This is a genomic window from Actinomycetospora rhizophila, from assembly GCF_042657905.1.
Taxonomy (GTDB): Bacteria; Actinomycetota; Actinomycetes; order Mycobacteriales; family Pseudonocardiaceae; genus Actinomycetospora; species Actinomycetospora rhizophila.
Window position 1 is genome coordinate 54779 of sequence record NZ_JBHSKG010000018.1, and the last position, 13340, is coordinate 68118.

Sequence of the window (13340 nt, forward strand, 5' to 3'; positions counted from 1 at the left end):
CGGACAGGTTCGGTCCTCCTTGCCGAATCACCAGCAGGAATCGAGCAGACGGATTTCCTGACGTCCACCGTCAGCGCACACCCCGTGTGCGGTCCGGGCGGTCGGTCAGCGGAAGCGGTCGAAGACCTGCTCGCGCCAGGCGGTGCGGCTCACCAGCTCGCCCATCGAGTCGCGGTAGCGGCGGCGCAGCGCCGGCCAGGCCTTGCCCACCTCGGCGTGCAGGCGCACCGACTCGCGCAGCATCGCCCAGAACATCTCGCGGTCGCGCTTGCGGAAGGTGACCCCGGAGCCGTCCGAGGTCGTCACCGCCGCCCCGTCGAGCATCGAGAGCAGGAACCACTGGCTGTGCTCGGCGGGCACGTCGCGCTGCGGGCGCTCGTGGGCGGCCGGGTCGACGGGACGCAGCTGGTGCACGAGACCCCGGGCCAGCGCGGCGACCTGCGCGACCTTGCCGACCGGCGGCTTGGGCCACAGCTGCGACTCGCGGGCGCCGAGGGCCGGGCGCGGGAGGTCGGCGGCGCCGCGGTGCACGGTGCCGTCGGGGAACTCCGCGCGCGTGGCCCGGACGGCGCCCAGCGCGGTCGGCAGGGCCCCGAACAGCGCCTTCGGCCCGGAGAGGAAGTCGCGCATCGCCATGTGGTGCAGCGCGATCGTCGAGTACTCGAGCAGGAAGAGGTGGCGCAGGGTGCGCTTGAGCGAGTCGGCGAGCATCGCGCGCGGGTTGTCCGGACCGTGCAGCGCGGCGACCACCAGGCGGTTGCGGACGTGGAAGTACGCCTGCCAGTCGGAGGTGTCGTCCTTCTCCACGAACGACATGTGCCAGATCGCCACGCCCGGGACGGTGGCGGTCGGGACACCGTGGCTGCCGGCGCGCAGGCCGTACTCGCAGTCGTCCCACTTGATGAACAGCGGCAGCGGGAGCCCGATGCGCTCGGCCACCGTGCGCGGGATCAGGCACATCCACCAGGCGTTGTAGTCGACGTCGGTGCGCCGGTGCATCCACAGCGTCTGGCGCAGGGAGTCGACCGCGAAGTCGTGGTCGTCCTCGGTGTGCGGGGCGATCTGCCAGAAGAACTGGCCGCGGTCGACGACCTCGCCCATGGCGTGCAGGTGCGAGCGCGCCTGCAGCGAGAGCATCTGGCCGCCCACCAGCATCTCCTCGCGGGCGAACCGCGAGAACGCCAGAGCGCGCAGCACCGAGTCCGGCTCGAGGACGACGTCGTCGTCCATGAACAGGATCTGCTCGCAGTCGGTGCTCTCCAGCGCCTCGTACATGATCCGCGCGTAGCCGCCGGAGCCGCCGAGGTTGGGCTGGTCGATGATCCGCAGCCGGTCGCCCAGCGCCGCGGCCGCCTCCTCGTAACCCGGCTGGTCGCGCACCTTCGACGAGCCCTGGTCGGGGATGATCACCGCGGTCAAGGTCTCGCTGACCAGCGGGTCCTCCCCGAGGGCCTGCAGGGTGGCCACGCAGTCGGACGGGCGGTTGAACGTCGGCATCCCGACGGTGATCGCGGCGCGGCCCGGGGCCTCGCGGTCGGCGAACCACCCGCCGGAGACGAGCTCGAGGGCCTCGTTGTCGCTGGAGAGGTCGAACCACACCCAGCCGCCGTCCGCGAACGGCGTCAGGGACACGGGGACGACGACCTCGGTGACGGCGTCGGTCTCGACGGCCCGGCCCGCGAGGTGCACCGGCACGCCCTTGGCCGTCGACCGGTACACGTCGACGCGACCCCGCCCGCGCAGCCGCAGGCGCAGCGAGACGGCGTCGAGCACCGACCAGCGGCGCCAGTAGGCGGCCGGGAAGGCGTTGAAGTAGGCGGCGAACGAGACCTCGCTGCGCTCGGGCAGCCGCACCCCGGTGCGGGACACGACTTCGGCCACCCGGCCCCCGGAGCGCCGCACGTGCACGACGTACTCCTCGACGGAGTCGTCGAACGTGCCCGGGCGGTACGCGGTCGGCGCCGTCGTCTCCATCGACGTCGCGGTGCCCTCGTCGAGGTAGAGCGCGCGCACCGACGTCGGGTCCGCGGGGCGGGGCAGGATGACGCGCTGGAGCAACGCGCTCGCCGCGGCACCCTCGTCACCTGCGGGTCGTGCCGTCATCTCCACCGTCCCGCCGACCGTGCTCGTCACACCGACGACGGTAACCGCGCGCCGGTCGCCGGCCCGGGAGCACCCCGGCGGGTCGCCGCGTGCGCCACCCCGACGGGGGCCGCTACGGGGTCGGCGTCGAGCAGACCAGCCCGGTCGGGCAGTTGGCCGGGTTGTACTCCGAGGGCCGCGACGACGGCGCCGTCGTGTGGTGGGTCGACGAGGGGTGCGGGGTGCCGCTGTGGTGCCCGCCCTCGTGGCTCGCCGGCGCCGACCCGCCGCCACCGCCACCGCCCGACGACTCGCTGCTCGTGTCGCAGGCGGACAGCGTGAGCACCGCGGTGCACGACAGCATCGCCAGGACGCCGGCGGCGGAGCGCCGCCGGACGAGGGAGTGGGGAGCGGACACGGTGCGCCTCCGGGCGAAGATCCACGACGGAAAGCCGTGACGCTACGCAATCATCAGGCCGGAGGATGCGGCCGAACGAGTGATCGTCTCAGACCTCGGCGAGGTCCGCGCCGTCGAACGACGCACCCTCGGTGAACCACGGGGCGATGCGGTTGTCGAACAGGGTCAGCGCGGACCCGATCGCCATGTGCATGTCCAGGTACTTGTACGTCCCGAGACGCCCGCCGAAGAGCACGCGCCGGTTGGTCGCCTCCTTGCGGGCGAGCTCGCGGTAGCGCTCGAGCTTGGCGCGGTCCTCGGGGGTGTTGATCGGGTAGTACGGCTCGTCGCCGTGCTGCGCGAAGCGGGAGTACTCGCGCACGATCACCGTCTTGTCCTTGGGGTAGGACGTGCGCTCGGGGTGGAAGTGGCGGAACTCGTGGATGCGCGTGAACGGCACGTCGCGGTCCGCGTAGTTCATGACCGGGGTGCCCTGGAAGTCGCCGGTGCTCGTCAGCACCTCGGACTCGAAGTCGAGGGTGCGCCAGCCGAGCTCGCCCTCGCTGTAGTCGAAGTAGCGGTCCAGCGGCCCGGTGTAGACGGTCGGCACGTCGGCCGGCAGCTCGTCCCGCAGGTCGAACCAGTCGGTGTCGAGGCGGACCTCGATGTTCGGGTGGTCGGCCATGCGCTCGAGCCAGGCGGTGTACCCGTCGACCGGCAGGCCCTCGTAGGTGTCCGAGAAGTACCGGTTGTCGAAGGTGTAGCGCACCGGCAGGCGCGACACGATCGACGCCGGGAGGTTCTTCGGGTCGGTCTGCCACTGCTTGGCCGTGTAGCCCTCGAAGAACGCCTCGTAGAGCGGGCGGCCGACCAGCGCGACGCCCTTCTCCTCGAAGTTCTCCGCGTCCGCGACGTCGATCTCGGCGGCGTGCCCGGCCACCCAGGCGCGGGCCTCGTCGGGGCTCATCGAGCGGCCCGCGTACTCGCAGATCGTCGCGAGGTTGACCGGCATCGGGTAGACGCGGCCCTCGTAGATCGTGAAGACGCGGTGCTGGTAGCCGGTGAAGTCGGTGAACCGGTTGACGTAGTCCCAGACACGCTTGTTCGAGGTGTGGAACAGGTGCGCGCCGTAGCGGTGCACCTCGATCCCGGTCTCGGGGTCGGGCTCGGAGTAGGCGTTGCCGCCGAGGTGCGAGCGGCGCTCGACCACGAGGACGCGCTTGTCGAGCTCGGTCGCGGCCCGCTCGGCCACGGTCAGCCCGAAGAAACCCGAGCCCACCACCACGAGATCCGGGCTGACGTCGAGGTCCGGTTCCGCACCCATGCCACCGACGGTAGCCGGGGCGGTGGGTCCCGCCGGGTCCGGGTATCCGGCCGGATGCCCACCATCGAGCGCACCGTGCACTCGCCGGCCCCCGTCGGCACCGTCCAGGCCTACCTGCGCGACGTCGCCAACACCGAGGAGTGGGACGCCCCGACGATCTCCTGCGAGCCCGTCGACCCGTCCACGCCGATCGGCATCGGCAAGCAGTGGCGCAACGTCTCGGAGTTCCGCGGCAAGCGCACCGAGCTGACCTACACCCTCGAGGTCGACGAGCCCGGCCACCTGCGCATCCGCGGCGAGAACAAGACCGTGACCAGCCAGGACGACATCACGATGGTCGCCGACGGACCGGGCACGACCGTGACCTACCGCGCCGAGTTCACGCTGAAGGGCGTCGCCAAGGTCGCCGGGCCGCTGCTCTCCCCGGCCCTGGGCCGCCTCGGCGACGACGCCGAGCAGACGCTCCAGGAGGCCCTGGAGCGTCTCCCCGTCGGCTAGGTGCTCACGTGGCGGAGCCACCCGGCGGGCGGTGCCCGGACCAGGGCATCGCCTGCTCCAGGTCGGCGGCCAGCGCGATCAGCGTCGACTCGTCGCCGTAGGGCGCGACGACCTGCACCCCGATCGGCCACCCCTCCTCGGTGCGCCCGAGCGGCAGCGAGATCGCCGGGTTGCCGGTGACGTTCGACAGCGCCGTGAAGCCCGCGGTCGAGAAGATGTGGTCGTACCAGTCGCGCGCGTCGCGCGAGGGGTCGTTCTGGTCGAGGTGGCCCAGCGGCGTGTTCGGTACGTTCATCGTCGGCGTGAGGATCACGTCGTACTGCTGGTGGAACGCCGCGACGGCGCGGCGGGTGGCGTTGAAGACCCGGTCGGCGGCGTACAGGTCGCCCGCCCGCAGGCCCCGGCCGTGGTCGGCGCACGCGAGCGTCGCCGCCTCGAGGGTGTCCGGCCCGGGCTCGACGCCGAGCGCGGCGGCGAGCACGTCGACGCCGTCGGCGAGGAAGCTCGTCCAGGCGACGAGGTTGGCGGCGTCGAACGCCGCCGCGTCCAGCTCCGGCCCGGCGATCTCCACCGCGTGGCCGAGGCCCTCGAGCGTGCGCGCGGCCGCCTCGGTGGCCTCCGTGCAGCGGGGGTCGACCGAGCCGTTCCCGGAGAACGGCGTGGTCCACAGCGCCACGCGCAGGCGGCGGCTGCCCGCGGCCACCTCGTCGGCGTAGGGCCGGGGCGGGTCGGGCAGCAGGTAGCGGTCACCCGGCTCGTAGCCGTGCACGGCGTCGAGCAGGCCCGCGGTGTCGCGCACGGTCCGGGTCACGGCGAACTCGACGCCCATGCCGAGCAGCGGGTCCGCATAGTCCGGGCCCGGGGAGGTGCGGCCCTGGCTGGGCTTGAGGCCCACCAGCCCGCACGCCGCCGCCGGGATGCGGATCGAGCCGCCGCCGTCGTTGGCGTGCGCGACCGGCAGCGCCCGCGCCGCGACGAGCGCCGCGGACCCGCCGGACGACCCGCCGGGGCTGCGGGTCGTGTCCCAGGGGTTGTGGACGGGGCCGGTCGCCACCGACTCGGTGGTGGCGTTGAACCCGAGCTCCGGGGTGGCGGTGAGCGCCAGGGTGGCGAGCCCGGCCCGGCGGAAGCGGGTCATGAGGTGGGTGTCGGCGGGCATCGGCACGCCGTCGCCGAGCAGGCGTGTGCCGGCGCGCTGCGGGACGCCCTCCGCGTGGACGATCAGGTCCTTGATCGCGAACGGGACCCCGGCGAAGGGGCCGTCCGCGCTGTGTTCGAGCGGGGCGTCGAAGCGCGTGCCGACGATCGCGTTGAGGCTCGGGTTCACGGCGTCCAGCGCGGCGACCGCGGCGTCGCGCGCCTCGGCGGCGCTCACCTCGCCCTTGCTCAGCAGCGCGGCCAGGCCGGTGGCGTCCAGCTCGGCGTACTCCTCGGGTGTCATGGCGCCGATCGTGGGCCGGGCGGCGCGGCACGACATCGGTCGGATGACGGATGCGCCGGTCATCCCCTGGTCGGGCGCACGCCGGCCGCGTAGCTTCGCGGAGTATGTCCGCGGTCGCGGCCGCCCGCGAGCTGCGGTCGTTCCTCCGGCGCCACGGGAGCCGTTCCCCGGGCGCCGCCCGTGCCGTGCTCGCGGGCCTGGGCGAGGTGGTGCCGGCCGACTGCGTCTCGCTCAGCGTGCGGGACCCGGCGACCGGGGGCCACCGCACGCTCGCGTCGTCCTACCCGGCCGCGGTCGACCGGATCGTCGACACGCGGATGCACACCGACCGCCTGTTCGAGGTGGTCCGCGACGGCCGGTGCGCGGTGCGGGTGCGCGACCTCGAGCCGGCCCGGCGCCGCGGCGAGATCTTCGACAGCATCATCGTCCCGCACGGCTTCCGCGACGGCCTCACGCTGTGCCTCTTCGCCGCCGACGACCGCTACGTCGGCATGCTCAACGCGAGCACGCTCGACGGGCGCCACCCCGACGACGACACGGTCGCGCTGCTCGAGCTGCTGGCCCCCGACCTCGCCGCCGCCCTCGACCCCGTGCCGGCCCCCGCCGCGCGCACCGCGGCGCTCGGGACGGACGGCACCCACGGCCTGCTCGTCGGCCGCGCCGGGCACATCGACCTGCTCTCGGCCGGGGCGCGGCCCGACCTGGTCCGCACGCCGTCCCCGCTGGCCGGGCTCGTCGACGCGGTCCTCGCGGGGGCGCCGGCGCCCGGCCCGCTGCTGCTCGTGACGGCCGCGGGGGACGTCGTCGGGGTGGAGCTGCACGCCACCCCGCGCGGGGCGCTCGTGCTGCACCGCGAGGCCGACCCGCCCGCCGGGCTGACCGTGCGGGAGCTCGAGGTCCTCGACGGGGTGGGCCACGGGCTCTCCAACCCCGAGATCGGCGCGCGGCTGGGGATCAGCCCGCGCACCGTCGCCACCCACGTCGAGCACGTGCTGGCCAAGACGGGCGCGCGCAACCGGGCGGCCGCCGCGCGCAGCGCCGCGCGGTGGGGGCTGCTGGCCTGATCAGGGGCAGGTCGGCACCAGCGGCCCCGCCCCGAGACGCCCGGCGATCCAGGGCAGCGAGTCGGAGAACGCCTGCGAGAACACCGCGAAGGTGTGCCCACCGCCGGGGACGACCACCTCGCACGTCGCGATCCCCGCCCGCCGGGCCGCGGGCACGATCGTCCCGGCCGCGGCGTACGGCTCGGGGTCGGCGTCGCCCACCTCGAACCAGCCGCCGAGCTCGGCGAACTGCCGCCGGGCCAGCAGCGCCGACGGCTCGTGCGCGAGGAACGCCGCCTGCGAGCCGCCGAAGAGCTGGGCCACCGCGGAGTCGGTGTCGGCGTTCGTGTCGCCGGCGCGCGGCCCCGCCAGGCCGGCGTAGTCGCCGAACGTCGCGAAGAGGTCGGGGTGGCGCAGCGCGAGCATCAGCGAGCACGAACCGCCCTCGGACAGGCCCGCCACCGCCCACGTCCGGCCGGGCGCGGCGGCGTGGAAGACGTCCTGCACGAAGCGCGGCACGTCGGCGGTCAGGTAGGTCTCGACGCGGCCCGCGGGGCCGTCGACGCACTCGCTGTCGCCGTCGAGCGTGCCGTTGACGTCGGGCATCACGAGGATCGGCGCGACCCCGCCGTGCGCCGCGGCGTAGGCGTCGGCGGTCGCCCCGGCCTGGCCCCCGTCGAGCCAGTCCTGCGGCGTGCCCGGGGTGCCGTGCAGCAGCATCACCACCGGCAGCGTCGGGCGCGGGCGGGCGAACCACGCCGGCGGCACCCACACCATCGCGGGCCGCCCGGTGAACCCGGACTCCTTGCCGGGGATCTCCATGGTCGTGACCACCCCGCGCTCGGGGCGGTCGACGCGCGCCAGCAGCGCCGCGAGCTCCACCTCGTCCGACGGGGGCAGCCCGAGCACGTCGCCGAGGGTGCGGAAGTAGTCGAAGTGCGCGTTGACGCTCGCCCCGGACCCGAGGAGCACCAGCACCGTCGTCAGCGAGATCAGCGCGACCTTGCCGGCCCGCGAGATCTGGCCCAGCCGGTTGCGCAGGAGCAGCGCGAGGCCCACGACCACGAACAGCGCGAGGATCGCGCCCGCCCCGAGGAACGAGTCGGTCGTGATGTCGATCTCGCCGATGCTGTCGACGGTCACGCCGGCACCGGGACCCCGTCGTCGGAGCCGGCGTCACGCCGCGCCCGCCGCCGCGCCAGTGCCGCGAACACGAACGGCGGCGCCGAGAGCACGGCGACCGCGACGGCCAGCAGCGTCACGTAGGTGACGGTGCTGCCCGTGGCGAGCTGGCCCGGCGGCACGAACCCGAGCCCGAACGCCGCCAGGCAGCCGAGCAGGCCGATGCCGCCGACCGCGTAGACGCCGGGCAGCCCGCCGGGGATCCGGTAGGGGCGCTCCTTGTCGGGCTGGGTGTGGCGCAGCCGCACGACCGCCGCGAACATCAGCGCGTACATGATGATCACGATCTGCGCGGTGACCGCGGAGAGCATCCAGTACGACGTGCTCACGCTCGGCACCAGCAGGAACAGCAGCGTGAAGACGGTGCCGGCCGCGCCCTGGACGAGCAGCAGGGCGACGGGTACGCCGGCGGCGTTGCGCCGCCCGACCCGCGCCGGCAGCGAGCCCTGCGACGCCACCGCCGCGACGCCGTTGGCGGGCCCGAGGATCCACGGCGCGAGGTGGGCGATGCCGCCGAAGGCGACGACCAGCGCGAGCGGGGCGACCGCCCACGCGAGGCCGAGGCGGTCGAGCACGCGGGAGAACAGCTCCATGGTCCCGGAGACCAGGCTGATCTCGCCGGCGGGCACGACCATCGCGAGGAAGAGCGAGCCCACCACCGAGAACACCACGACGACCCCGACGCACAGGGCGATCGCGCGCGGCACGGTGCGCCCCGGGTCGCGGGTCTCGCGGGCGTGGAAGCCCGCCATCTCCATGCCCGTGAACAGCAGGATGATCCCGCCGAGGAACGCCAGGTTGTTGAGCTCGACGTCGGGCACCAGCGCGCCGGCCGAGAACGGGATCTGGCTCGGGTTGCCCTGCGCCAGGTAGGCCGCGGCGAGGACGACGACGCCGATGGCGGGCACGATCGAGCCGGCTACCGTGCCGACCGAGCCGATCCAGGACGACGTGCCGACCCCGCGGAGGCTCACGATGGTCGTCGCCCAGAAGAACGCGAGCATCACGACGACGAGGAACACCTTGTCGGTGGCCAGCGACGGGTCGATCGCGTAGGCCAGGCTCGCCGCCATGAACGAGAGCACCGTGGGGAACCAGGCGACGTTCTCGGCGTAGTCGCACCAGACCGCGAGGAAGCCCGCGCGCTCGCCGAACGCCTCCTTGACCCACGCGTAGACCCCGCCGTCGCGCGGCCAGCCGGTGCCGAGCTCGGCGGCGACCATGGCGATCGGCACGAGGAACACGACGATCGAGAGCGCGAAGAGCGCCAGCATCGACCAGCCGTACTCGGCCATGACGGGCAGGTTGCGCACGCTGACGATCGCCGCGATGTTGATCATCGCCAGGGCGAGCACGCCCAGCTTGACGTTCACGCAGCACCCTTCGCGAGCAGCATCGCGTCGATCCGGTCGGCCACCACGTCCTCCGCGCCGCCCGCCACCACCACGACGAGGTCGCCGTAGGTGCGCACCGTCGACGACGCGCGCGGGCGCCCGACCCCGGAGATGCTGCGCGCCGCCGCGTCACGGTCGGCGTCGTCGGCGAAGGCGTCGGCCTGGACGGTCGCGGTCTGCCCGTCGCGGCACTCGACGGCGACGACGAGGGTGCGGGCGGCGACCGCGTCGGTGGCGCGCGGGTCGGGCAGGTCGGCGCGCGAGCAGACGACGAGCCCGGTGGCGGTGATGTCGGCCTGCAGCGCGTCGAGCGCCCCCGCGCCGCGCGGGCCCTGCGGCGCCTTCTTCCCGCTCGCGTCGGCGAGCACCACCACCGTGACGACGACGGCCAGCGCCATGGCGACGAGCATCACGACGAGGACGACGTCGCCGAAGCCCCCGCCCCGCGTGCGGCGGGGGTGGCGCTCGATGACGCTCATGCCGCGCTCCCGACGGCGGCAGTTCCGCTGCGCTTCATGCCGCGGTCGCCGTCGGTGCTTCACCCGAGGGCGACGGGGCACCACCGACCGCGGCCGGCACGAACATCGGGCCGAGGCGCGGGACGGCCAGGAAGCCCTCGGCGCCCGCGTAGAGCAGCCCGACCCGGGGCAGGTCGGCGGGGCTGCGGTAGGCGAGAACCCGGGGCAGCCACTGCGGGCCGAACTTCGCGTTGAAGTCGTGCAGCGAGCGGACCTGGAAGAACGGGTTGAGCACGCCGACCGCGCGCCGCGCGAGCTTCTGCGTCGCGGTGAACGGGACGTCCTCGGCGAACAGGCGCCCCCACATCGCGAAGTTCATCGACAGCCGCGTGACGCCCCGCTCGGCCAGCGCCAGGGCGCTCTTCGCGATGAGGAACTCCGTCATGCCGTTGGGCGCGCCGGGGTCGTGGCGCATGAGGTCGAGCGTGTAGCCGAACGACGTCCCGGTGGCCGGGCCGCCGTAGGCCGGCACGAGGCGCAGGAACCCGCCCGGCACCCCGTGGGCGTCCAGCGCGACGCAGAGCAGGAAGTCGCTGTTGGCCGCCGAGCCCGTGATGTCCTGCGAGAGCGACATCGTGAAGCCGCGCTCGGGGTTCTTCCCGCGCCACTTCTCCGAGATGGCGTTCAGCGCCGCCACCAGGGTCGGCGAGGCCGCCGACTCGGCGATGAGCTGGAACCGGTGGGTGCGCTCGACCCGGCGCACGGCGGCGCGCACGCTCTTGCGCTCGCGCCCCTCGAGCGTGAACGACGGGCAGTCGATGATCGCCTCGTCGCCCAGGTAGAACGACCGGAAGCCGCGCGACGCGAGCAGCCCGCCCTCGCGGGTGTCCTCCTCGCGGGCGGCGAGGAACGCCGGGGTCCAGGCGCGCTCGGCGCACATCGCCAGGAACTCGTCGACGACCGCGGGCAGCGAGGCCTCGTCGCCGATCGGGTCGCCCGCCGCGAGCGCGTAGCCGCCGAGGTAGGTGTAGGCGATCATCGCCCGGCCGTCGGAGCCGAAGAAGAAGCTCTTGTCGTCGCGCAGGGCGAAGGCGGCGAGGGTGTCCCAGCCGTAGGTGTGCACGAGGGTCTCCGCGCGGCTCCAGTCGTCGCGGGTGTGGGGGTCGCGGGCGGTCAGCGGCCGGAACACCAGCACGAGGAACACGACGAGCCCGACGATCCCGAGCGCGAGCAGCGCGGCGGGGAAGGTCGCGGCGAACACCCGGCGCTCGAACGTGTACGGCCCGTCGAGCCCCACCAGCCCGCCGAAGATCGTCTCCAGCCCGCCGGCGAGGGTCAGCCCGGGCGTCATCCGCCCGCTCTGCAGGCCCAGCGAGACGAAGCCGAACGCCAGCACGCAGGCGAGGTAGATCGGCACGAAGCGCACCAGCCGCAGCAGCGACGGCGGGTCGGCGGGCGCCCGGAACTGCCCGCGGGCGACCACCAGCAGCACGAGCAGCGCGACGCTGATCCCGAGGCCCACCTGGTGGGGGCCCTTGAGGACGTGGGCGACCACCGCGACCGCCGAGAGCACGACGGCCACCCGCCAGGCCGTCTGCTTGCGCTTGGCGAGCTGGTCGGCGAGCAGGATCAGGAGCAGCCCGATCGCGGCCGAGAGCACGTGCCCGGTGACCGCGAACCACGGGGGGATCAGGTCGAGCTCGACCCGGTCGCCGAGGCGCTGGTGGACGATCGGCACGTGCACCAGCAGGTGCAGCAGGCCGGCCAGCGCGGTCAGCCCGGCGATGAGGGTGACCGTCCAGGGCCGCGTCGGGGGTCCCTCGTCGTCGGTGGCGACGGCCGCGCGCGCCACCGCCACCGGCGTCGACGGGGCCGGGGGCACGAGCGCGGCGGCCGGCATGGGTGTCGGCGGCAGCACCGGGCGGTGCGCGCCGCCGGGCCCGCCGCCGGGCGGCGGCGCGAACTCGGGGCGCAGCGTCGGGAAGAGGATGACCTCGCGGATCGAGTCGACGCTGGCCAGCAGCATGACGAGCCGGTCGATGCCGATGCCGAGCCCGCCGGTGGGCGGCATGCCGTACTCGAGGGCGCGGACGTAGTCGAGGTCGATGTCGCCGGCCTCGGGGTCGCCGTTGCGCTTGGCCTGGGCCTCCTCCTCGAACGCCGCCATCTGCTCGACGGGGTCGTTCTGCTCGGAGTAGGCGTTGCACAGCTCGAAGCCGGCGACGATCAGCTCGAAGCGCTCGCTGTAGGCCGGGTCCTCGCGGTGGGCGCGCGCCAGCGGGGAGACCTCGCGCGGGTAGTCGATGCAGAAGACGGGGCCGACGACGTCGTGCTGGACGCGCTCGTCGTAGACCTCCTTCATCAGCCGGCCCGCGCCCCAGCCCTGCTCCCACGCGATGCCGAGGCCGTCGAGGACCGTCCGCGCCTCGTCGATCGGCATGTCGGGGTGCATCACCGCGCCGGTCTTCTCGGCGATCATGTCGGCGAAGCGCCGGCGTGGCCACGGCGGCCGGACGTCGATCTCCTGGCCCTGGTAGCGGACGGTCAGGTCGTCCCCGAGGGCGGCGCGCGCGGCGGCGACGACCATGCCCTCGGTCAGGTCCATCATGTCGTGGTAGTCGGCGAAGGCCTGGTAGGCCTCGAGCATCGTGAACTCGGGGTTGTGCCGGGTGTCGACGCCCTCGTTGCGGAACACCCGCCCGAGCTCGAAGACCCGCTCCATGCCGCCGACGATCAGCCGCTTGAGGTGCAGCTCGAGCGCGATCCGCAGGTACATGTCGAGGTCGAGCGCGTTGTGGTGGGTGACGAACGGCCGCGCCGACGCCCCGCCCTGGATGCTCTGCAGCACCGGGCCCTCGACCTCGGTGAAGCCCTGCCCCGCGAGGTGCTCGCGGATGGCGCGCACCGCGGCGTGGCGGACACGGAAGATCTCGCGGGTGCGCTCGTTGACCTGCAGGTCGGCGTAGCGCTGGCGGTACCGGGTCTCGACGTCGGCCAGGCCGTGGTGCCCGCCGGCCGGCGGGCGCAGCGCCTTGGCCAGCAGGGCGCACTCGTCGACGCGGATCGAGAGCTCGCCGCGCCGGGTGGTCATGACCCGCCCGCGCACGCCGACCCAGTCGCCGCGGTCGAGGTCGTCGATCGCCTCGTGGGCCTCGTGCCCCACCACCGCGGTGTCGACGAAGAGCTGCAGCGCGCCGGTGCGGTCGCGCAGCGTGCCGAAGCTCAGGCCGCCCTGGCGGCGCAGGCCGGTGAGGCGCCCGGCGACGCAGACCTGCTCGTCGGTGACCGTGTCGGGCGCGAGGTCGGCGTGGGCGGTGCGGATGCCGGCGAGGGTGTGGTCGACGGGCCAGCGGTAGGGCTCGGTCTCCCCCGCCGCGCGGCGCGCCGCGAGCTTCGCCGCGCGGATGTCCTGCTGGCCGAGGTGCACGCCGTCGTCGGCGTGGTGGTGCTCGTCGTGCTCGTCGTGCTCGGCCGGGGCCGGGTCCCCGCCGTCGGTGTGGGCGTCCGTGGGGGCGTCCATG

At 74.1% G+C, this 13340-nt stretch carries 10 protein-coding genes; 2 read left to right on the top strand and 8 right to left on the bottom strand.

The window, feature by feature from the left end:
* Positions 1-105: 105 nt before the first annotated feature.
* The 3 genes from ACFPK1_RS26305 to glf form a co-directional block, all read right to left on the bottom strand.
* On the bottom strand, positions 106-2133 hold the full coding sequence (locus ACFPK1_RS26305) for a glycosyltransferase (protein WP_378023914.1): 2028 nt from the start codon (positions 2131-2133) through the stop codon (positions 106-108).
* Positions 2134-2215: 82 nt separating this feature from the next.
* Entirely contained in the window at positions 2216-2500 is a 285-nt protein-coding gene (locus ACFPK1_RS26310; protein WP_378023915.1) for a hypothetical protein, read from the bottom strand.
* An 88-nt stretch (positions 2501-2588) separates the two neighbouring features.
* On the bottom strand, positions 2589-3803 hold the full coding sequence (gene glf / locus ACFPK1_RS26315; protein WP_378023916.1) for a UDP-galactopyranose mutase: 1215 nt from the start codon (positions 3801-3803) through the stop codon (positions 2589-2591).
* Positions 3804-3857: 54 nt separating this feature from the next.
* Here glf and ACFPK1_RS26320 point away from each other — a divergent pair, with 54 nt between their 5' ends.
* Complete coding sequence (locus ACFPK1_RS26320) at positions 3858-4301, top strand: SRPBCC family protein (protein ID WP_378023917.1); 444 nt, start codon at positions 3858-3860, stop codon at positions 4299-4301.
* Positions 4302-4305: 4 nt separating this feature from the next.
* Here ACFPK1_RS26320 and ACFPK1_RS26325 read toward each other — a convergent pair whose 3' ends face one another.
* Positions 4306-5742 (bottom strand): amidase, encoded by a 1437-nt coding sequence (locus ACFPK1_RS26325; protein WP_378023918.1) that lies wholly within the window; start codon positions 5740-5742, stop codon positions 4306-4308.
* Positions 5743-5846: 104 nt separating this feature from the next.
* Here ACFPK1_RS26325 and ACFPK1_RS26330 point away from each other — a divergent pair, with 104 nt between their 5' ends.
* Positions 5847-6806, top strand: a complete 960-nt coding sequence (locus ACFPK1_RS26330) for a helix-turn-helix transcriptional regulator (RefSeq protein ID WP_378023919.1) — start codon at positions 5847-5849, stop codon at positions 6804-6806.
* Here ACFPK1_RS26330 and ACFPK1_RS26335 read toward each other — a convergent pair whose 3' ends face one another.
* The 4 genes from ACFPK1_RS26335 to lysS are packed head-to-tail and all read right to left on the bottom strand — an operon-like array spanning position 6807 to position 13339.
* Positions 6807-7928 (bottom strand): alpha/beta hydrolase, encoded by a 1122-nt coding sequence (locus ACFPK1_RS26335; protein WP_378023920.1) that lies wholly within the window; start codon positions 7926-7928, stop codon positions 6807-6809.
* Positions 7925-9340: an APC family permease gene (locus ACFPK1_RS26340; RefSeq protein WP_378023921.1), complete on the bottom strand. Its 1416-nt coding sequence runs from the start codon at positions 9338-9340 to the stop codon at positions 7925-7927. Before ACFPK1_RS26340 ends, ACFPK1_RS26335 begins: the two co-directional genes overlap by 4 nt.
* Complete coding sequence (locus ACFPK1_RS26345; protein WP_378023922.1) at positions 9337-9840, bottom strand: hypothetical protein; 504 nt, start codon at positions 9838-9840, stop codon at positions 9337-9339. Before ACFPK1_RS26345 ends, ACFPK1_RS26340 begins: the two co-directional genes overlap by 4 nt.
* A gap of 34 nt (positions 9841-9874) precedes the next feature.
* Entirely contained in the window at positions 9875-13339 is a 3465-nt protein-coding gene (gene lysS, locus ACFPK1_RS26350) for a lysine--tRNA ligase (protein WP_378023923.1), read from the bottom strand.
* Position 13340: the final 1 nt, after the last annotated feature.

Bases quoted from the DNA above. Each gene is read 5' to 3' on its own strand.
- ACFPK1_RS26345 (WP_378023922.1), bottom strand. From the start codon at position 9,840: ATGAGCGTCATCGAGCGCCACCCCCGCCGCACGCGGGGCGGGGGCTTC.
- glf (WP_378023916.1), bottom strand. From the start codon at position 3,803: ATGGGTGCGGAACCGGACCTCGACGTCAGCCCGGATCTCGTGGTGGTG.
- lysS (WP_378023923.1), bottom strand. From the start codon at position 13,339: ATGGACGCCCCCACGGACGCCCACACCGACGGCGGGGACCCGGCCCCG.
- ACFPK1_RS26320 (WP_378023917.1), top strand. From the start codon at position 3,858: ATGCCCACCATCGAGCGCACCGTGCACTCGCCGGCCCCCGTCGGCACC.
- ACFPK1_RS26330 (WP_378023919.1), top strand. From the start codon at position 5,847: ATGTCCGCGGTCGCGGCCGCCCGCGAGCTGCGGTCGTTCCTCCGGCGC.
- ACFPK1_RS26325 (WP_378023918.1), bottom strand. From the start codon at position 5,742: ATGACACCCGAGGAGTACGCCGAGCTGGACGCCACCGGCCTGGCCGCG.